This window comes from Rhizobium bangladeshense (genome assembly GCF_001662075.1).
GTDB classification, from domain to species: Bacteria; Pseudomonadota; Alphaproteobacteria; order Rhizobiales; family Rhizobiaceae; genus Rhizobium; species Rhizobium bangladeshense_B.
Genome location: NZ_LYPL01000023.1, coordinates 37,806 through 57,631, shown reverse-complemented (window position 1 = coordinate 57,631; position 19,826 = coordinate 37,806). Strand labels below are relative to the sequence as shown.

21 protein-coding genes and 1 tRNA gene are annotated in these 19,826 nt (G+C 61.7%); 13 read left to right on the top strand and 9 right to left on the bottom strand.

Annotated features, from left to right (window positions below; all coding sequences use genetic code 11):
• The 7 genes from A7X77_RS29525 to A7X77_RS29495 all read left to right on the top strand — a co-directional run.
• On the top strand, positions 1 to 326 hold a 326-nt coding region (locus A7X77_RS29525; RefSeq protein WP_156668170.1), incomplete at its 5' end, for an aminotransferase class I/II-fold pyridoxal phosphate-dependent enzyme.
• Between the two features lie 245 nt (positions 327 to 571).
• A complete protein-coding gene (locus tag A7X77_RS29520; RefSeq protein WP_082928882.1) occupies positions 572 to 1,660 on the top strand; it encodes a LacI family DNA-binding transcriptional regulator in 1,089 nt (362 codons plus the stop codon).
• Between the two features lie 54 nt (positions 1,661 to 1,714).
• A complete protein-coding gene (locus tag A7X77_RS29515; protein ID WP_064686367.1) occupies positions 1,715 to 2,953 on the top strand; it encodes an ABC transporter substrate-binding protein in 1,239 nt (412 codons plus the stop codon).
• Positions 2,954 to 3,028: 75 nt separating this feature from the next.
• The gene (locus A7X77_RS29510; protein ID WP_064686366.1) at positions 3,029 to 3,946 is read left to right on the top strand and encodes a carbohydrate ABC transporter permease; all 918 of its coding nucleotides are present in this window, start codon (positions 3,029 to 3,031) and stop codon (positions 3,944 to 3,946) included.
• Complete coding sequence (locus A7X77_RS29505) at positions 3,943 to 4,806, top strand: carbohydrate ABC transporter permease (RefSeq protein ID WP_064686365.1); 864 nt, start codon at positions 3,943 to 3,945, stop codon at positions 4,804 to 4,806. The genes A7X77_RS29510 and A7X77_RS29505 overlap by 4 nt, the downstream gene beginning before the upstream one ends.
• A gap of 19 nt (positions 4,807 to 4,825) precedes the next feature.
• Positions 4,826 to 6,748 carry a glycoside hydrolase family 127 protein gene (locus A7X77_RS29500; RefSeq protein ID WP_064686364.1) on the top strand — a complete coding sequence of 641 codons (1,923 nt, stop codon included), beginning with the start codon at positions 4,826 to 4,828 and terminating at the stop codon, positions 6,746 to 6,748.
• Between the two features lie 12 nt (positions 6,749 to 6,760).
• Positions 6,761 to 7,846 carry an ABC transporter ATP-binding protein gene (locus A7X77_RS29495; protein WP_064686363.1) on the top strand — a complete coding sequence of 362 codons (1,086 nt, stop codon included), beginning with the start codon at positions 6,761 to 6,763 and terminating at the stop codon, positions 7,844 to 7,846.
• 3 nt (positions 7,847 to 7,849) lie between these two features.
• Here the strand turns inward: A7X77_RS29495 and dxr are convergent, their stop codons facing one another.
• Complete coding sequence (gene dxr / locus A7X77_RS29490; protein WP_064686362.1) at positions 7,850 to 9,040, bottom strand: 1-deoxy-D-xylulose-5-phosphate reductoisomerase; 1,191 nt, start codon at positions 9,038 to 9,040, stop codon at positions 7,850 to 7,852.
• Positions 9,041 to 9,412: 372 nt separating this feature from the next.
• Here dxr and A7X77_RS29485 point away from each other — a divergent pair, with 372 nt between their 5' ends.
• Entirely contained in the window at positions 9,413 to 10,066 is a 654-nt protein-coding gene (locus A7X77_RS29485) for a hypothetical protein (RefSeq protein WP_064686361.1), read from the top strand.
• A 62-nt stretch (positions 10,067 to 10,128) separates the two neighbouring features.
• The gene (locus A7X77_RS29480) at positions 10,129 to 10,419 is read left to right on the top strand and encodes a BON domain-containing protein (protein WP_010034950.1); all 291 of its coding nucleotides are present in this window, start codon (positions 10,129 to 10,131) and stop codon (positions 10,417 to 10,419) included.
• A 119-nt stretch (positions 10,420 to 10,538) separates the two neighbouring features.
• Here the strand turns inward: A7X77_RS29480 and A7X77_RS33615 are convergent, their stop codons facing one another.
• The gene (locus A7X77_RS33615; protein ID WP_170964787.1) at positions 10,539 to 10,691 is read right to left on the bottom strand and encodes a hypothetical protein; all 153 of its coding nucleotides are present in this window, start codon (positions 10,689 to 10,691) and stop codon (positions 10,539 to 10,541) included.
• A gap of 104 nt (positions 10,692 to 10,795) precedes the next feature.
• Complete coding sequence (locus tag A7X77_RS29475) at positions 10,796 to 11,059, bottom strand: hypothetical protein (protein WP_064686360.1); 264 nt, start codon at positions 11,057 to 11,059, stop codon at positions 10,796 to 10,798.
• A gap of 167 nt (positions 11,060 to 11,226) precedes the next feature.
• Between A7X77_RS29475 and A7X77_RS29470 the strand changes: the two genes are divergently transcribed.
• Positions 11,227 to 11,745: a DUF2937 family protein gene (locus tag A7X77_RS29470; protein WP_064686359.1), complete on the top strand. Its 519-nt coding sequence runs from the start codon at positions 11,227 to 11,229 to the stop codon at positions 11,743 to 11,745.
• A 93-nt stretch (positions 11,746 to 11,838) separates the two neighbouring features.
• The gene (locus tag A7X77_RS29465; protein ID WP_004679623.1) at positions 11,839 to 12,084 is read left to right on the top strand and encodes a DUF982 domain-containing protein; all 246 of its coding nucleotides are present in this window, start codon (positions 11,839 to 11,841) and stop codon (positions 12,082 to 12,084) included.
• Positions 12,085 to 12,116: 32 nt separating this feature from the next.
• Here A7X77_RS29465 and A7X77_RS29460 read toward each other — a convergent pair.
• Both A7X77_RS29460 and A7X77_RS29455 read right to left on the bottom strand, forming a co-directional pair.
• Positions 12,117 to 12,193: transfer RNA gene (locus tag A7X77_RS29460), tRNA-Arg, on the bottom strand.
• Positions 12,194 to 12,247: 54 nt separating this feature from the next.
• Complete coding sequence (locus tag A7X77_RS29455) at positions 12,248 to 13,411, bottom strand: M20 aminoacylase family protein (protein ID WP_064686358.1); 1,164 nt, start codon at positions 13,409 to 13,411, stop codon at positions 12,248 to 12,250.
• Between the two features lie 158 nt (positions 13,412 to 13,569).
• Here A7X77_RS29455 and A7X77_RS29450 point away from each other — a divergent pair, with 158 nt between their 5' ends.
• Together A7X77_RS29450 and A7X77_RS29445 are read left to right on the top strand one after the other, a co-directional pair.
• The gene (locus A7X77_RS29450; RefSeq protein WP_064686357.1) at positions 13,570 to 14,703 is read left to right on the top strand and encodes a D-alanyl-D-alanine carboxypeptidase family protein; all 1,134 of its coding nucleotides are present in this window, start codon (positions 13,570 to 13,572) and stop codon (positions 14,701 to 14,703) included.
• Positions 14,704 to 14,727: 24 nt separating this feature from the next.
• Entirely contained in the window at positions 14,728 to 15,894 is a 1,167-nt protein-coding gene (locus A7X77_RS29445) for a CobW family GTP-binding protein (RefSeq protein ID WP_064686356.1), read from the top strand.
• Positions 15,895 to 15,928: 34 nt separating this feature from the next.
• Here the strand turns inward: A7X77_RS29445 and A7X77_RS29440 are convergent, their stop codons facing one another.
• From A7X77_RS29440 to A7X77_RS29425, 4 genes are all read right to left on the bottom strand, one after another.
• Positions 15,929 to 16,702, bottom strand: a complete 774-nt coding sequence (locus tag A7X77_RS29440) for a FadR/GntR family transcriptional regulator (RefSeq protein ID WP_064686355.1) — start codon at positions 16,700 to 16,702, stop codon at positions 15,929 to 15,931.
• Between the two features lie 9 nt (positions 16,703 to 16,711).
• Positions 16,712 to 17,992, bottom strand: coding sequence for a TRAP transporter large permease (locus A7X77_RS29435; RefSeq protein ID WP_064686354.1), 1,281 nt, complete (start codon positions 17,990 to 17,992; stop codon positions 16,712 to 16,714).
• Between the two features lie 4 nt (positions 17,993 to 17,996).
• Positions 17,997 to 18,575: a TRAP transporter small permease gene (locus tag A7X77_RS29430; RefSeq protein WP_064686353.1), complete on the bottom strand. Its 579-nt coding sequence runs from the start codon at positions 18,573 to 18,575 to the stop codon at positions 17,997 to 17,999.
• Positions 18,576 to 18,722: 147 nt separating this feature from the next.
• Entirely contained in the window at positions 18,723 to 19,700 is a 978-nt protein-coding gene (locus A7X77_RS29425; protein WP_064686352.1) for a TRAP transporter substrate-binding protein, read from the bottom strand.
• Positions 19,701 to 19,826 lie beyond the last annotated feature (126 nt).

Below are 19,826 nucleotides of genomic sequence, written 5' to 3'. Positions count from 1 at the left end.
GCCAGTTCGAGCGCGCCCGCCATCAGGACCGGGTGCGCAAGCTCAGGGCGATGCTCGACCAGCGCGGCATTCCGCATATGCACAATCCCAGCCATATCGTGCCTGTCATGGTCGGCGATGCCGCCAAATGCAAATGGATCTCCGACCTGCTGCTCGACAATTGCGGCGTCTACGTCCAGCCGATCAACTATCCGACCGTGCCGAAGAAGACCGAGCGGCTGCGCATCACCCCGACACCGCTGCATTCCGACGCCGATATCGCCCATCTCGTCGAGGCGCTGCATTCGCTCTGGTCGCGCTGCGCGCTGGCAAGGCACGTCGCCTGATTCTCTAATATTGCCCTGTTCGAATCGCGGCCAGAATCTCCATCCGAGGTCTGGCCGCGATTGGTTTTGCGGCCGTGAGCCTTCGCCCCTAAACCTCTTTTTGCCCTGAACAGTCCCACCCCGGCGCTGGCGAGTGAGACGTGTCTATTGGTCTCGAGGACCGATAAGCTTCCGTGCGCTTGCTTTTCACCGTGCAGCAGCATCTTCGACGGCCTTTCGAATTGAATGAGAAAACCTTTTCTCACTTGACACAAGCATTGGTAAAAGCTTTTCTCAAGCCACTTCAGAAGGAGGACGCTCTGAACCTGACGGGAGGAAAAAGAGGCAGGATCACCATCCATGAGGTGGCGTCGGCGGCCGGGGTGAGTATTTCGACGGCGTCGAAGGCGCTCAACGATACCGGCCGGATGGGGGCGGAAACACGCGAGCGGGTGAAGCGGATCGCCGGCGAAATCGGCTATCGGCCGAATGCGCTGGCCAGAGGTCTGCTCAGCAAGCGCAGCTTTACCATCGGACTGCTGACGAATGACACTTATGGCCGTTTCACGCTGCCTGTGATGGCGGGCATTTCGGATGCTCTCGTCGATCATGGGGTTTCGGTTTTCCTGTGCGCCATCGAAGACGATCCGGCGCTCGCCCAGACCCATGTCGATGCGATGCTGGACAAGCAGGTCGACGGCATCATTGCGACGGGCAAGCGGCTGGACCGGCGTCTGCCGGTCGATCTGTCGAATTTGCATGTGCCCGTCGTCTACGCCTTCACCGAGGGGACGCAGAACAGCGTTACCTTCCGTTCGGACGATGAACAGGGTGCGAGACTGGCGGTCGAATGGCTGCTCAAGACCGGGCGGCGGCGGATTGCACATATCACCGGACCGGAGGAGTTTTTTTCGGTGCGGGAGCGTGCCGGCGCCTATCATCAGGTGGCGGGCCATCGCGAGCCGGTGCTTTACGGCGTCTGGTCTGAAAGCTGGGGCCATGACGCTGTGGAGCAGCTTTGGAAGAGGCCGGGCGAAAAACCGGACGCGCTCTTCTGCGGCAACGACCAGATCGCCCGCGGAGCGGTGGATGCGCTGCGCGAGCGCGGCATCAAGGTGCCGCAGGACGTTTCGGTCATCGGCTTCGACAATTGGGAGATTGTCGCGGCTCAGACGCGGCCGCCGCTGACGACGGTGGATATGGAACTGAAAGAGCTCGGGCGGCAGGCCGGATTGACGGTGCTGGCGCTTGCGGAAGGACGGCCGGTCGAGCCGGGTGTCAGGAAATTGCCGTGCCGGCTCGTCGTCCGGCAGTCATGCGGGGCTAAAGCCCCAGGGAATGAGATCGAGGAATGAGACCAAGAGAATGAGCGAAGGCGCGAGGAGATGCGCCATATTGGGAGGAATGTCATGATCAAGCGTCTACTGGCGGCGACCGGCATCGCTACCTTATGCCTGGTGTCGGCTGCGTCGGCTGCGGAAAATGTCGAAATGTGGGTTCGCTCGGGGATCGGCGACGCTTTCAAGAAGGTCGTCGAAGCCTATAATTCCAGCCATGAGAACAAGGTCGTGATGACCGAAGTGCCGTTCTCCGAACTGGTGCAGAAATATGCAACCGCGATCGCCGGCGGGCAGGCACCCGACGCGCTGTCGATGGATCTCATCTACAACCCCGCCTTCGCCGCGGCCGGCCAGCTGGAAGACCTGACGGATTGGGCAAAATCGCTTCCCTATTTCAATTCGCTGTCGCCGTCGCATGTCCGCCTCGGCACTTATCAGGACAAGGTCTACGGCCTGCCGCTCTCGGTCGAAACCTCGGTCTTTGCCTGGAACAAGGATCTCTACAAGAAGGCCGGTCTCGATCCGGAGAAAGCGCCGGCGAGCTGGGAGGAAATTACCGCCAACGCCGAGAAGATCCGGGCGCTGGGTGACGACACCTACGGCTTCTATTTCTCCGGCGGCGGCTGCGGCGGCTGCATGATCTTCACCTTCACGCCGCTCGTCTGGGGTGCCGGCGCCGACATCCTGTCGGCCGACAGCAAGACGGCGACGCTCGATACGCCTGAGATGCGCAAGGCTGTCGACATCTACCGCAACATGGTCAAGAAAGATCTGGTGCCGGCGGGTGCGGCCAGCGACAACGGCACGAACTTCCTGACCTTCACCAACGGCAAGATCGGTCAGCAAAGCCTCGGCGCCTTTGCCATCGGAACCTTGGTGACCCAGCATCCCGAGATCAATTTCGGCGTGACCCTCATTCCGGGCGTCGACGGCAAGCCTTCGTCCTTTGCCGGCGGCGACAACTTCGTCATCACCAAGGGAACGAAGAAGATCGACGCGGTGAAGGAGTTCCTCGAATATATCTATTCGATGGACGGCCAGAAAATCATGGCGAAATATGGCAGCCTGCCGACGCGCGGCGATATCGCCGACAAGGTGCTGGAGGGTCTCGATCCGCGTATGCAGGTCGGCCTCAAGGCGATCAGCGTTGCCAAGACGCCCTATACGCTGCAGTTCAACGACCTGATCAACAGCGCCAACGGCCCATGGGCAAGCTTCACCAATGCCGCAATCTTCGGCGACGACGTCGACGGCGCGTTTTCGAGCGCCCAGTCGGAAATGCAATCGATCATCGATAGCGGCCAGTAGACTCTCCCGTGGCCGCGGCCGGGGAGCGGTGGCAGCTTCCCGGCCAATTCCAACTGACAGATGCGGAGCGTTTCGATGACCGGTTCCGGCTCAGAGATACTATTGCCTCGGCGCAGGCGACGGCGCAGATCGAACTGGCGCGGCCTTGCCTATATCGCGCCTGCCATGGCGCTGGTCATCGTCTTCTTCATCATGCCGGTCCTGTTCACGGGATGGATGAGCCTGCACAACTGGCCGCTGATGGGGGCGTCGCGTTGGATCGGCTTCAACAACTATTACCGCATGGTCAACGACACCCGCTTTATGACGGCGCTGAATTTCACCGCCTATTACACTGTCATCGTCACCATCGCGATCTTCGCCGTCGCCTTTCCGCTCGCCATCTTCGTCGAAAAGGAACGGCAGTTCGTCAGCGCCTATCGCACCATCATCTTCCTGCCCGTCGTCGTCGGCCTGGCGACGGCCTCGCTGCTCTGGGTCTGGCTTGCCAATGTCGATAGCGGCTTCATCGGCCCGGCCTTGAAGGCGCTCGGTGTCGTCGAAAAAAGCCCCAATCTGCTTGCGACCTTCGATACCGCGTTCCTGACTGTTGTGGTGATGGTCGTCTGGAAGATCGCCGGCTTCACGATGATCATTCTTCTGACCGGGCTGCAGGCCATTCCGTCCGAACTGACGGAGGCGGCCCGCATCGACGGCGCCGGCCGCTGGCAGCGTTTTCGACACCTGACGCTGCCGCTGATGCGCAAGACGATCGCCTTGGCGCTAATCGTCTCGGTCACCGGCTCGATCCTCGCCTTCGACCAGTTCTACATCATGACGTCGGGCGGGCCGCAGAACAAGATGATCTCGGTGGTCTATTACATTTTCAATCAGTCCTTCGTGTCGTTCAACCTGGGTTACGGCGCTGCGCTGTCGATCGTGCTTCTCGCCATCCTGGTGGCGATCAGCATCGTGCAGCTCTGGCTGCTGCGTGTCGGGGAGGAACGCCCATGACCACGTCAAGGGAACGCCGGACGCGCAAGGCGATTCGCGTGAAGTCCGTTTATCATCTCACCGGCATCGCCATTTCGATCTTCTTTCTGGCGCCCTTCGCGATCACGCTGCTCGCCTCCTTTCGGCAGGGCACGGAAGCCAGTCTGCCGCCCCTGCCGCCCTGGCCGACATCGGGCGTCAGCTTCGATGCCTATGCGCTGCTTGATACGTTCGGCGCCGGCATCTGGCGGCACATGATCAATTCGCTGTTCGTGTCGGTCGCTACCGTTGTGCTGACTGTTCTCGTCAGCCTGCTCGCCGGCTACGGCTTCTCCCGTTACCGCTTCCCGATGAAGAACGCGCTCTTCGTGCTGATCATCGCCACGCTGATGATCCCGTTTCAGTCGATCCTGACGCCGCTCTTCATCATCCTGGCAAAGCTCGGTCTCAACAATTCGCTCATCGGTCTCACGCTCGTCTATGTGACGCTGCAGCTGCCCTTCTCCGTCTTCATGATGCGCAACGCCTTCGATGCCGTGCCGAAGGAGATCGAGGAGGCCGCCCGCATCGACGGGGCGCGCGATCTCCGGCTTCTCGCCCGTGTTCTGCTGCCGCTGGTGCTGCCCGGCGTCGCGACGGTGGCGATCTTTGCCTTCCTTAATGCTTGGAACGAGTTTCTCGCCGCTCTCGTGCTGCTCTCCAGCAACGAGAAATACACCCTGCCGGTGCTGATGACGGCGGTCCGCGCCGGCCGCCTCGGCGCCATCAATTGGGGGGCGGTCCAGGCCGGCGTCATCGTCATGACGATCCCATGCGTGATCGTCTTCCTGCTCCTGCAACGCTACTACATGCGCGGGCTGATGGCCGGCGCGGTGAAATGAACGAGAGAAAGTCGAGCCCATGACCAAATCAAGCAATGACCGCCAGTTTCGTCCCGTCGCCGTTCCCGATGTCGATCTCGGCGGTTTCTGGGGCAAATGGCAGGATGCCGTCTGCAATTCCACCGCCGAGACGCTGCTCGACCGCTGCGTCGAGGCCGGCATGCTCAAGGCGATCGATGTCAATCAGCCGAGCCCCGGTGTCGTCATTCCCATTCAACCCTGGGGCGGGACGACGCAGATGTTCTGGGATTCCGACCTCGGCAAGTCGATCGAGACCATCGCCTATTCACTCTACCGCCGGCCGAACCCGAAGCTCGAGGCGCGCGCCGACGAGATCATCGACATGTATGAGCGGATGCAGGACAAGGACGGCTACCTGAACGCCTGGTTCCAGCGCGTCGAACCATCCCGCCGGTGGACCAACCTGCGCGATCATCACGAACTCTATTGCGCCGGACACCTGATGGAGGCGGCGGTCGCTTATTATCAGGCGACCGGCAAACGCAAGCTGCTCGACATCATGTGCCGTTATGCCGATTACATGATCACGGTTTTCGGCCATGGCGAAGGCCAGATCCCGGGCTATTGCGGCCACGAGGAGATCGAGCTCGCGCTGGTCAAGCTCGCCCGCGTCACCGGCGAGAAGAAATATCTCGACCTGTCGAAATTCTTCATCGACGAACGCGGCACCGAGCCGCATTTCTTCACGGCGGAGGCCGTTCGCGATGGTCGCAGCCTGTCCGACTATCATCAGAAAACCTATGAATATGGGCAGGCGCACCAGCCGGTGCGCGAGCAGAAGAAGGTCGTCGGCCACGCCGTGCGCGCCATGTATCTCTATTCCGGGATGGCCGACATCGCCACCGAATACAGGGACGACAGCCTAACGGCGGCGCTGGAAACGCTGTGGGACGACCTGACGACCAAGCAGATGTACATCACCGGCGGCATCGGGCCGGCCGCATCGAATGAAGGCTTTACCGATTACTACGATCTGCCCAATGCCACGGCTTATGCGGAGACCTGCGCCTCCGTCGGCCTGGTGTTCTGGGCAAGCCGCATGCTCGGACGCGGTCCGGACCGCCGCTATGCCGACATCATGGAACAGGCGCTCTACAACGGCGCGCTGCCGGGGCTTTCGACCGACGGCAAGACCTTCTTCTATGACAATCCGCTCGAAAGTGCGGGCAAGCACCACCGGTGGAAATGGCACCATTGCCCCTGCTGCCCGCCCAACATCGCCCGGCTGGTGACGTCGATCGGCTCCTACATGTATGCCGTTGCCGACGACGAGATCGCCGTGCATATCTATGGCGAGAGCACCGCTCGGCTAAAGCTTGCTAACGGCGCCGAAGTGGAACTGGAGCAGGCTACCAACTATCCGTGGGACGGTGCGGTGGCCTTTACCACCAGACTGAAGAAGCCGGCGGCATTCGCGCTGTCGCTGCGCATTCCCGATTGGGCGGAGGGCGCAAGCCTCAGCGTCAATGGAACGATACTCGACCTTAGCGCCCATATCCGTGACGGATATGCCAGGATCGATCGGCAATGGGCCGATGGCGATCGCGTCGCCCTTCACCTGCCGCTTTCGCTTCGTCCGCAATATGCCAATCCGAAGGTGCGCCAGGATGCCGGCCGCGTCGCGTTGATGCGCGGCCCGCTCGTCTACTGCGTGGAAGCGACCGATAATGGCGAGGATCTCAACGCTATCGTTCTGCCACGCGCCCTGCCGGCCGCCGAAACCGTCGTGCTGAAGGATCTCAACGATGCCGTTGCCCTTGATCTCAAAGTCGAACGCGAGGAGACATCGAACTGGGGCACACCGCTCTACCGCCAGGCGCCGGCCGAAAGGCGGGTCGTCACGGCGCGCTTCGTGCCCTATCATCTCTGGGACAATCGTGCGCCCGGAGAGATGCTCGTCTGGGTCCAGTCGGGCAAATAGGTCGTTTTGGGGATGACGAACGGTATGGGCAACAAAAGCGTCGTCCTTCAGGACGTGCGAAAAAGCTATGGCAGTCTGCAAGTGGTCCACGGGATCGATCTGACGATCGATGAGGGCGAATTCGTCGTTTTCGTCGGACCGTCCGGCTGCGGAAAATCGACGCTGCTTCGCATGATCGCCGGCCTCGAGGACGTCAGCGACGGCGAGATCGAGATCAAGGGACGTCTGGTCACCGATCTCGATCCATCCGAGCGCGGCATTGCGATGGTCTTTCAGTCCTACGCGCTCTACCCGCATATGAGCGTGCGGGACAATCTCGCTTTCGGTTTGAAAATGGCGCGCACGAGTGCCGCCGAAATCGAGACGCGCGTCAAGGCCGCCTCGGCGATCCTGAAAATCGACCACCTGCTCGACCGGCGGCCTGGACAGCTTTCCGGCGGCCAGCGCCAGCGTGTGGCAATCGGCCGGGCGATCGTGCGCAAGCCCGATGTCTTCCTGTTCGACGAACCGCTGTCCAATCTCGATGCGGAGCTGCGGGTTTCCATGCGCATCGAGATCGCCCGCCTGCACCGCGAACTCGGCAACACGATGATTTATGTCACTCACGATCAGACGGAGGCGATGACGCTCGCCGACAAGATCGTCGTGCTGCGCGACGGTCGGGTCGAGCAGGCCGGAACACCGCGGCAGATCTACGAAGATCCCGCCAATACCTTCGTGGCGGGCTTCATCGGTTCGCCGAGGATGAACCTGCTGAATGCCCGCTCTACGGGGGAAGGCCTGGTCGAGGTCGCCGGCGTCCCCGTCGAAACCTCCTTGCCCCGCACCGGCCGGCCGGCGGGAGGCCCAGTAACGCTCGGTCTGCGACCGGAGCATCTGAAGGTGGCGCCCGATCGGTCGGGCAGGCTGGTGGCGAAGGTCGATTTCTCGGAATATCTCGGGGGAACCCAATATCTCTACTGTCAGCTCGGCGACGGCCAATCGCTGACCGTCGAGCATCGTTCACCGGTCAGCATCGCGGCCGGCGATGAGGTCAACCTGCTGTTCGAACCGTCGGATTGCCGGTTGTTCGATGAGGCTGGCAACCGGCTGCGGTAACCTTCAGCCGGCGATCTCCAGTTTCATGAGGTCTGCAGCCCTCTGCCGGGCCTGCCTATCGGCGGCGAAGACATCGTCCATAGCGGCAGCCGGCGGCAGGTGGGCCAGATCGTCCATGACCTTCTCGGTGATGTCGGCCATGGCGAGGAACGGCTGCCGTCCTTCGATGAAGGCTTCGAGCGCAACTTCCTTGGCGCCGTTCAACACCGCGCCCTGAACGCCGCCGCGCGTCATCGCCAGGCGCGCGAGCCGCAAGGCCGGAAAGCGCAGCTCATCCGGCGCCTCGAAATCCAGCCGGGCGAGCTTGGCGAAATCCAGCCGTTCGATCGGCAGGTTCGGCCGGCGCGGAAAGGACAGCGCATAACCGATCGCGGTGCGCATATCGGGCGCCCCGAGCTGAGCCAACACCGATCCGTCAGTATAGCCGACCATCGAATGGATGATCGATTGCGGATGGATGATGACTTCGATCTGCTCGGGCGTCAGGCTGAAAAGATGCCGCGCTTCGATCATCTCCAGCGCCTTGTTGAACATCGAGGCGCTGTCGATCGAGATCTTCAATCCCATCGACCAGTTCGGGTGGGCGCGCGCGGTTTCCGCCGTCACACCGGCCATCTCCTTCAGCGAGGCGGTGCGGAAGGGCCCGCCGGAAGCCGTCAACACGACGCGCTCGATGGCATGGCGTTGGTTTTCCTCCAGCACCTGGAAGATGGCGTTGTGCTCACTGTCGACGGGAAGCAGCTTGCCGCCGCCCGCCCGGATCGCTGCGATGAACAGATCGCCGGCCGAGACAAGGCATTCCTTGTTGGCAAGGGCGATATCGGCGCCGCGCCGTGCGGCCGCCAGCGTCGGCGCCAGGCCCGCGGTGCCGACGATTGCTGCCATCACCCAGTCGGCTTCACGATCGGCGGCTTCCATAAGGCCTGATTTTCCCGACGCAACCGCGATGCCGCTGCCCGAAAGCGCGCTCTTCAGCGATTCGTAATGCCGGTCGCTGGCTGTCACCGCCAGTCGCGCGCCCCATGATTTTGCCTGCCGGGCCAGCAATTCGACACTAGCGTTGCCCGTCAGCACGGAAATTTCGAAATTGTCCCGTCCGCCCAGGTGTTCGACGACATTGAGCGTGTTGCGGCCGATCGAGCCGGTCGAACCGAAGATGCTGAGGCGCCGCGGCGCCGTTTTGCCGGTCGTCATGTGGAATTTCGCGAAAATTTGTCTCGTAGGCCCAGGCTCTACTAGGGTTTGGAGGGGGCGGCAAGTGTGCAGTGCAGCAGATTTCGGCCTCGAGGGGTTTACAGAGCAGCGGCGAGATGTGATCCTGGCAACATTCCTGAGGGAATCGTGATTCTCAGGCGGCCGCGCGTGGTCGCATGGGTATCCAAGGGCGCCGCGGCGTCCATTGAACAGGCACCTTGGCTGCCGTCGGCCGTTTCGGCCACACATTAAATCGAGGATGACATTGGGATGGACGGCTTGGCCGCGCTGGTCCCTTGCGGGTTTTCTGTGCGCACTTTTGCTGCGGCGTCGCGCCGTTCGGCGAGCCAGTTAGTCAAACAATCGGGTCACATGACGATATTCAAGATAGCCCGCATTCTCTTCACCGTGCTGCCTTTTTCGCTCCCCGCGGCGGCAAAGGCAGATGACCTGCTGATCTGGTCGCCCGCCAAGCTTTCGGACCGGTCTTACAAGGCGACAATGGGTTTTCGTCTGCCGGCGGAATGGGAAACAAGCGCCGGCGCCGACTTTGCGCTGGCCGCGACGAAAGGCGGCGCGCCGCTGCCCGACTCCGAACAGGCGATGCTCTGGGGCAGGATCGTGAGAACCAACGTCACACCGGCCGGCCAATCACAGCGGGGTGTGAAGGTCAGCGTCGATACGCTGCGCGGCAGCGGCGCGCTGACGCTCAGCCGTTCGCGCAGCTGGATCCTGTCGGACTCGCTCGACATGCAATCGAGCCGTTCCGTCAGCGTCGGTTACGACCCGGTCGATGCCCGACAGGCCTCGGTCACGGCGTCGCAGGCGCTGAAACTCATCCATCCGTGGACAGGAACCTCGCTCTCGGCCAGCGCCGGCCTCGGCAATGTCAGCGGCGACTTCTCCAGTTCGGTGGCCGTCAGCCAGACGATCCTGCCGAACCTCAATCTCGATGCGTCGATGAACAACCCGTTTTCGGCGGACGAGGCCGGCAGCGTCAATCTGCGCTATCGCCTCAACTGGTAACACGCTGAAACCAAAACCAGCCGGCGGGCGTTTCCTTTCAAGGTTTCACAGAGGAACGGGTCATGGTTTTCAAGGAGCAGACATTTCACGGGCTGGAGCCTGAAATGGAAGCGGAAATCGCCAATCGTGCGTCGGTCGAGGCGGCCGTCGCCAATGCGCTGGCGATTGCCGGCGGCATCGATGCGTCCGATGTCGAGGTGACGATGGAAAAAGACCAGATCGTGCTCAGCGGCACGGTCGGCACAGTCGGGGAGATCGAACGGGCGACCGCGGTCGCCATGGCCGTCGAAGGCGTGCATAACGTTCAGAACAGGATCCTCCTTGGCGGGTTCTCCCTGGACGGCACGCATTGATGGTGAGGGGCGCTCCACCGCAGTGGAAGGAGCGCAGATCGATAGGCCATGCTGCCGTGGCTCGATGGCGAGCCGCGCGGGCTTCTCGGTCGGCCATGCTCGGGCCGGCGTTCAGCTGATCAACCGGCGAAGCGCTCGATCAGAAAAGACGAGCCGGCCGGCCGATCGGTCTTCGCCGTGGCCACCGGTCCCTGCAACTGGTAGGCGATGGTGAGAAGCAGAGCGCTGACCGCGACATAGGCGATTGCCAGAACAGTCATCTTGATAAGCATGGCGAATACTCCCATTTCGCCCTAAACGCGGCGGGATTTGCGAAGTTCCTTGCCGAAGGATACCAGATGAAAACCCCGGCCGAAAGGATCGGCCGGGGTTTGCCTTAGCGGCAGATTCGGGTTTCCTTGATGACCGTATGGCCGTGGCGGCGGATCTTTTCCGTCTTGGTGAAGCAATCGCGGGAAACGTAGCGTCGCCGCATGTCGTGGCGATAATAGGGACTGTGGTGGCGGTAATAGGGGCGTTCCGAATCACGGTAATAGGGGCGCGCGTCATCCGTGGTGATGGTCACACTTGCCGCCTGGGACGGCATGGCTGACAAAACGGACGCAGCGGCGAGCGTGCAGGCGAGGACGAACTGTTTCATGACGAGCCTCTCTTTCTCAGTTGCTCACGGGAAGCAACTTGGTTGTCATGGTGTCAACTCGCCGGAAGTGTCGCCGGTTCAATCACATAGCGTTACCGATTGTGTCGAAGGCAGAAACCTTTACGGCCGCGGATCGTTAGCGCAGGGAACAGCCGGAGGCATCGATCATGGGACCGATTGCAAGGATCATCGCCATCGTCGCCGGGCTTGCCGGTGGCACGGTGTTTTCGCAGGCGCCGGAATTTGCCCAGCAATATCGCCAGCGAATCGGCGGAGCGATCGACGAATTGCGCGTCATCGTCGAGGATTTCAACAGGCAGGCGGCCGAGCACGACCTCGATCGCCAGCAGGCGCTGAACACCTACGCGCAATCTTCCGATGATTTCCTGCGCGACCGCGGCGCCTCCATGCAAAGCACGATCGCCCGCTACGAAACGCTGCTGTCGCAGCAGCTGAAACTCGGCACCGCCGCCCCCGTCGCCAAGCCGTTCGTGCTCATCGGGGAACCGGATGATGTCGTTTTCGCCAATACCTTGCGGGATTTCGTGCCCGGCGTGCCGCTCAGCTTCGCAGGCCTCGTCTGGGCTGCGATTGGTTTTATCAGCGCTTGGGTGATTGCGGCGCTGCTGGGATTTGGCGTGCGGCGGGTTGTGCGCGGCCGGCGAACCTCTCCCCAGGTGCGATGAATCGATATGGGAGCCAATGCGGTCGAGCCGGATTTACAAGGCGCGATCGATCATTCTAATTGCTGGCGCAGCACGCAAGGAAGGCCAAAGAGAATGCAGACCATCTGGAAAAAGCCGGTGACGATCGCCCTTGAAGGACCGGATCAATGGGTGGTGATACAGACCACGCAGGCTGCGACATGGGCGTTGATTGAAGACTGGCCGACAGACGAGGGCCCCGCCCTGGATCGGGCTTGTGCCGTATGCGCCGACGTGATCTCCGGAAAGCGAAGCCGGGAGGAGGCGCGACAGGCTTTCATCGAGGCTGCAATCGAGGCCGGAATTCCGATCAAGGTGTGAAGGAATACGCGATCTGCTCATCGCTTTAAGACTGGTGATCCCGGCGCGATTCGAACGCGCGACCCCCAGATTAGGAATCTGGTGCTCTATCCTGCTGAGCTACGGGACCACTTGCATGCCATGCATACAAAAGGCTTGGCGCGAAGCCAAGCCTTAATTCTTGTCAAACACCGAGGCGCTGTTCGGCAAGGCGGACCCAATAGGAGATGCCGTGGGCGATGGCTTCGTCGTTGAAGTCGTAGGCCGGGTTGTGCAGGCCGGCGCTGTCGCCGTTGCCGATGAAGATGAAGGCGCCGGGGCGGGCGTTCAGCATGTAGGAGAAGTCCTCGCCGCCCATCATCGGATCGATTTCGGCATCGACGTTTGCCTCGCCGGCAATGGCGCCGGCGATGGCGACCGCGTGCGCGGTCTCATCAGGATGATTGACGGTGACGGGGTAGTTGCGGTGGAAGCTGATCTCGGCTTCGGCGCCGTGGGCAGCAACCACGCCCTCGACGATCTGCCGGAAGCGCGTTTCGGCGAGCGTGCGCATCTCGTCGTCAAGCGTACGGACCGTGCCTGCGAAGGTCGCATCGTTCGGGATGACGTTATGGGCGAAGCCGGCGTTGAACTTGGTCACCGAGACGACGACCGAACTGATCGGATCGGCGGTGCGCGAGGCGATCATCTGCAGGTTGGCGACGATCTGGGCGCCGATGGCGATCGGGTCGATTGTCCGGTGCGGTTGGGCGGCGTGGCCGCCGCGGCCCTTGATGGTGACGGTGAATTCGTCGGTCGCCGCCATGATCGCGCCTTTGCGGATGGCGAACTGGCCGACGGGCAGGCCGGGCAGATTGTGCATGCCATAGACCTCTTCGATCCCGAAGCGCTCCATCATGCCGTCCTTGACCATCAGGTTGCCGCCGCCGCCGCCTTCTTCGGCGGGCTGGAAGATGACGGCGACATTGCCGTTGAAATTGCGGGTCTCGGCCAAATATTTCGCAGCGCCGAGCAGCATGGCCGTATGGCCGTCATGGCCGCATGCATGCATCTTGCCCGGCGTCTTCGAGGCCCAGGGCTTGCCCGATATCTCGGTCAGCGGCAGGGCGTCCATGTCAGCGCGCAGGCCGATGGTGCGGCGGCTTTCGCCCTTGCCTTTGATCAGCCCGACGACCCCGGTGCGGCCAATGCCGGTGACGATCTCGTCGACACCGAATTCCTTCAGCTTTTCGGTGACGAAAGCGGCCGTGTTTTCCACCGCGAAGAGGAGCTCGGGGCGGGCATGAATGTGGCGGCGCCATTCGGCGACTTCATCCTGCAATTCGGCGGCTCTGTTCAAAATCGGCATGTTGGCGTTCCTGTTATGAAATCCCGACAATCTTTGATCGCATCACAAGGGTGTGAGGCTTTTGGAAATTACTTCGTCAATGACCTTTGCCATGTCATAGCCATATAGGCTAGATAGAGGAAGGTTGCGAGATTTTCCGGACATCTGAAGGACGAACCGTGTCGACGAGCCACTTCCGTTTGTTTGCCGCCATGCGGCCGTTGCGTTTCACCGCCGCTGCGACTGCCGCCTTTCTCGCCTCCATTTCGCTCGCTCAGGCCAATCCGCATATTCTCGTCGACGTCCAGACCGGCCGCGTGCTCGAGCACGAGGAAGCCTTCCGCAAGTGGTATCCCGCCTCGCTCACCAAGCTCATGACGGTCTATACCGTGTTCGATGCGATCCGCGCCGGCCAGATCAGCCTTGATACGCCCATTGTCATGAGCAAGCGCGCCGCTGCGCAGCCGGCCGCCAAGATGTATTTCAAGCCCGGCCAGAAGCTGACGCTCGACAGCGCGCTGAAGATCCTGCTGGTGAAATCGGCGAACGACGTCTCGGTTGCGGTTGCCGAAGCCGTCGGCGGTACGCAGGAAGGCTTTGTGACGCGAATGAACGGCGAGGCGCTGAAGCTCGGCATGACGGATTCGCATTTCGTCAACCCGAACGGCCTGCCGGGCAAGGGACAATATACAACGGCGCGCGATCTCGCAGTGCTGACCGTAGCGCTGCGCCGCGACTTTCCGCAGTATGCCGGCTATTTCGCGCTGGAAGGTTTTACCACTGGCCAGCAGAACGTGCCGAGCCTCAACATGCTGATCGGCCGCTTCGCCGGCGCCGACGGCATGAAGACCGGCTTCATCTGTGCCTCGGGCTTCAACCAGATCGGTTCGGCGACCCGCAACGGCCGCACCCTCGTCTCCGTCGTGCTCGGCACCGACAGCCTGGCGGCGCGCGCCGATGCGACGGCGAACCTCTTGCAGAAGGGCTTCACCACCCAATTTCCCGGCAATGACACGCTCGGTTCGCTGAAGCCTTACGGGCAGGGACGGGACCAGGTGACCGACATTACCGCCGATATCTGCAGCGCCAAGGGCGCCAAGATACGCAGCGAAACGCGCGACGAGGTCGGCCGCATGAAGGTAAGCTCGCCCTATATTCTGGAAATGGACCACGATCCGCAATTCGTCTTCGCCGGCCTCATTCCGGGGCAGGATCCGCAGCCGGCGCAGCAGCCGGAAAAAGTTGCGACTGGCGATACGGCCGGAGGCATCGCCAATGTGCCGGTGCCGATGCCGCGCCCGACGTCTTTCTAAGATAAGCATTTAAGGTCAAACGACATGAGCGCGCTCAACGACAGGATTCCGGTCACCATCCTGACCGGCTTTCTCGGCGCCGGCAAATCGACGCTGCTCAACCGCATCCTCAAAGACCCCGAGATGAAGGACGCGGCCGTCATCATCAACGAGTTCGGCGATGTCGGCATCGATCATTTGCTGGTCGAAAGCTCCGGCGATTCGATCATCGAGCTGTCAGACGGCTGCCTGTGCTGCACCGTGCGCGGCGAGCTTGTCGATACGCTGGCCAACCTTATGGATGCCGTGCAGACCGGCCGCGTCAAGCCGGTGAAGCGCGTCGTCATCGAAACGACGGGCCTTGCCGATCCGGCGCCGGTCATGCAGGCGATCATGGGCAATCCCGTCATTGCCACGAATTTCGAGCTCGACGGCGTCGTGACCGTCGTCGATGCGGTCAACGGGCAGCAGACGCTCGACAATCACGAGGAAGCGCGCAAACAGGCGGCCGTCGCCGACCGGCTGATCGTCTCGAAAAAGACGATGGCCGAGGCAACGGACGGGCTGGAAAGGCGACTGCGGGCGCTCAATCCGCGCGCGGCGGTGATGGATGCCGACAGCGCAGAGGCCGGCAGCGCCGCCGTGCTGGTCAACGGCCTCTATGATTCGGCGACGAAGATCGCCGATGTCGGGCGCTGGCTGCAGGACGAGGATGCACACGCGGCGCGTCACAACCATGACCACGATCACCATCATGATCACGGTCACGGTCATGGTCATCACCATCATGATGGCGGTGAGGCTCATCAGGATCCGCACGACGTCAACCGTCATGATGCCTCGATCCGCTCTTTCTCCATCATCGAGAAGAAGCCGATCGATCCGATGGCGCTCGACATGTTCATCGATCTGCTGCGCTCGGCCCATGGCGAGAAGCTGCTGCGAATGAAGGCGATCGTTTCCGTCTCCGACCGGCCGGAGCGGCCGCTGGTGCTGCATGGTGTGCAGAGCATTTTCCATCCGCCGGTGCGGCTTGCCGCCTGGCCGGATCCCAATGATCGGCGCACGCGCATGGTGCTGATCACCCGGGATCTGCCGGAAGCCTTCGTCAAGGATCTGTTCGACGCTTTCCTTGGCAAGCCGCGCATCGATAGGCCGGATCGTGTGGCGCTGTCGGACAATCCGCTGGCCGTTCCCGGCATGCGGATCTAAACCGCCGCAACATGTTGTTGTCAGGCGATCGTCTTCAGCTTTTGCGTTTACGGGTGCCTGAAAGCCATCTTGCCTGCTGGCCGCTCAGAAGCGTGCGATAGCGCTCCTGGCTGGCGGTCAGGTGGGCGCGCATGGCAGCGCGGGCGGCCTCCGGGTCACCGGCCGAAATCGCCTTCAGGATTGCCAGATGCTCGCGCTGCAGGCCTTCCTGGTAGTCACGCGACAGCGTGCTGTCCGTGCCCCAGGGCGAGGCGATGTCGCACGGGATCGCCCGCATGCCGAGCGCATCGAGAACCTCCACATAATATGAATTGTTCGTGGCAGCCGCGATTTCTCGGTGAAAAGCGAAGTCGCTCTTGCCGGTCGCTTCGCCGCGCTCGAGCAGCCGGTCGAACTCGAAAAAGGCTTCCTGGATCTGCGCCTCCTGAGCTGCATTGCGCCGTAGCGCAGCAAGTCCAGCGCTTTCGATCTCCAGTCCCATGCGCACCTCGATGACGTTGAGTGCATGGGAAATCTTGTTTCCCACATCGAGGCTGATCGCGCCGAAGGCGATCGTTGGGTGATTTTTGACGAAGACGCCGGCGCCCTGGCGCGCCTCTACGAGGCCATCGGCTGCAAGGGTTGCAATCGCCTCGCGGACAACAGTCCGGCTGACGCCGAAAAGCTCGCCCATTCGTGATTCCGTCGGCAGCTTCTCGCCCGGCGCGTAGCCCCCGGACAAGACCTGGGCGCGGATCGCCGAAACCACGCCCTCGGAGAGTTTCGGTCTTCGCTCGATCCTTAATTCAACGGCTGTATCGGCCGCCATGTGGCCCTCCTATTTGAACACAGCCGGCAGCCACAGCGAAATCGCCGGGATGTAGGTGACCAGACCGAGCACCACGAGGCCGGCGCCGTAGAACGGCCAGATCGAGCGCATAGCCTCCCAGACCGAAATCTTGCCAACCGCACAAGCCACGAATTGCACGGCTCCGACGGGAGGCGTGTTCAGGCCGATGCCGAAATTCAGGATCATGATCACGCCGAAGTGCACCGGATCGACACCGTAAGCCTGCGCGACCGGCAGGAAGATCGGCGTGCAGATGATGATGGTCGGCCCCATGTCCATGAAGGTGCCAAGCACCAGCATCAGCACGTTGAGCAGAAGCAGCACCGTCAGCGGGTCGTCGGCGACGCTCTTCATCCAGATAACCAGCGAGGCGGGCACCTTGAGGAAGGCCATGAGCCAGGAAAAAGCGGCGGCGGTGCCAATGATCAGGAGCACCATTGCGGTGGTGCGCACGGCGCCCTGCGTGGCGTGGACGAAGTCTTTCCAGCTCATCTGCCGGTAGACGAAGAGGGTTACCAGCAGCGCGTAGAGAACGGCGATGCAGGAGCTTTCCGTCGCTGTGAAAATGCCGGACCTCACCCCGCCGAAGATGATGGCGATCAACAGAAGCCCAGGCACCGCGACGGCGAGCAGGTGAGCCACCATGACAAAGCCGGGAAACGGCTCCGTCGGATAACCGCGCGAGCGTGCGACGATGTAGGCGGTTACCATGAGCGCGGCTGCGAGCAACAGGCCAGGCAGGACGCCGGCGGTGAACAGATCGGCGATCGATATCTTGCCGCCGGCGGAGATCGAATAGATGATCATATTGTGGGACGGCGGCAGGAGCAGCGCGATCAGCGCCGCCATCGAGGTGACGTTGACCGCGTAGTCGGCACCATAGCCGCGTTGTTTCATCTGCGGGATCATCAGCCCGCCGACGGCTGCAGCCTCTGCGACTGCCGAACCTGAGATGCCGCCGAACAGAGTCGCGGTGACGATGTTGACCTGGCCGAGGCCGCCGCGCACATGGCCAACCAGCGAGGCGGCGAAGGCGACGATGCGGCTGGCGATGCCGCCCCGCACCATCAGGTCGCCGGCGTAGATGAAGAAAGGGATGGCAAGCAGCGAAAAGACACTCATGCCGGAATTCAGCCGCTGAAAGATGACCAGCGGAGGCAGGCCCATATAGAGCACCGTGGCAAAGCTGGAGACGCCGAGGCAGAAGGCGATCGGCGTGCCGATCAGCATCAAGACGGTGAAAACACCGAACAAAATCCAGAGTTCCATCGCGCTATACTTTCACTTGCGTGTTCGGGTCGACGTTCAGGTTTTCGATCTCGACGGCAATCTCCGCCGGCAGGACCTCGTCCAGAACGTCGTCTATCGGTTCGCCGGCAAGGCGCAGCACAATGCGTTCCAGCGAGAAGACGACGGCGAGGACACCACCGGCAGCGAGCGGCAGATAGTCAAAGGCGCCGGAAATACCGAGCGACGGCAGGGTCGTGTTCCAAGTTAGGCTGATCAGGGCGCCGCCGTACCAGATCATGCCGGCGCCGAAGGCAAGGATGACCACGTCCGAGATCATGCGCAGGACACGCTTGCCGGATTTCGGCAGCACGTAGAGCAGCACGTCGAATCCAAGGTGATTGTTCTCTCGGATGCCGACGGCGGCGCCGAGGAATATGAACCAGCTCATCAGCATGACCGAGCCCGGCTCCGTCCAACTCGGCGAGTCGTTCAATACGTAGCGGCAGAATACCTGCCAGGCGACAAAGACCGTCATCAGGATCAGGCCGCCGCCGGCGAGCCACAAGGCCGCGTTGCTTAGGCGCGCCAGGACGTTGGTGACGGGTGTCAGGTTATTCGACATGCAGGCCTCGTCGAAATCGGGCGGACGCTCTCCTTACAGAGAGGATCGATCAAGATAGGGGCGGAACGGAAGGGTGAAATGGGGTGGAGGTAGGCCTCCACCCGATTGGCTCACGCCGCCTCCCGCAGGAAGGAGGGCAAGCGAAGGCTACTGCACAGCCTTTACGTCCTCGACCATCTTTTTCAGTACGTCGTCTTTGACGTGCTTTTCGTAAACCGGGGCCATCGCGTCGATGAAGCCCTGCTTGTCCGGTGTGGTGATCTGCGCGCCGAGCTTTTCGACATTGGCACGTGATTCAGCGACCTTGGCTGCCCAGAGCTCGCGCTGCTTGGCGACACTGTCCTTGGCTGCCTGCTTGAAGATTTCCTGATCCTCCGGCGTCAGCTTGTCGAACGCCGCTTTGTTCATCACGAACACCTCTGGCAGGATGGTGTGTTCGTCAAGCGAGTAGTGCTTCGCGACTTCCGCATGCTTGGCGGTGTCGTAGCTCGGAAAATTGTTTTCAGCGCCGTCGATGACTCCGGTTTCAATCCCGGAATAGACTTCACCATAGGGCATCGGCGTCGCGTTGGCGCCGAGGGCCGCCACCATGTCGACGAAGATGTCTGACTGGATGACGCGGAACTTCAGGCCTTTCATGTCGGCAACTGAATTGATCGGCTTCGTCTTGTTGTAGAACGAGCGCGCACCGGCATCGTAGAAGGCGAGCACCACGAGGCCGGCCGGTTCGAACGCCTTCTTGATCTGATCGCCGACCGCGCCGTCCATGACCTTGTGCATGTGCTCTTCCGAACGGAAGATGTAGGGCAGGGCCGGAACGATCGATTCCTTCACCGTGCCGTTAAAGGGTGCCATCGACACGCGATTGAGCTCGATCACGCCGGAGCGTACTTGTTCGATCGTGTCCTTCTCTTCGCCAAGTTGGGCGGAATGATACACTTCGACCGAATAGCGGCCCTTCGTGCGCTCCTTCACCAGTTCGCCGAAATATTTGACGCCCTCAACAGTCGGATAGCCGTCCGGATGAGTATCGGACGATTTCAGCGCCGTTTGCGCGCTGGCGGCGCTGCTCATGACTGAAGCCGCAACCATAAGACCGGCGGCCAATTTGACAAAGTTCTTCATGCTCTCCTCCCGTTTTGCATGACGATTATTCTCAGAAGTCCATATCCCGGCTGTGCTGAAGATCCCTGCACGTGGCAAACAGGCTCGGCGTGCTCATCGGTCTGATGGCGCACTTACCTCTTCTCG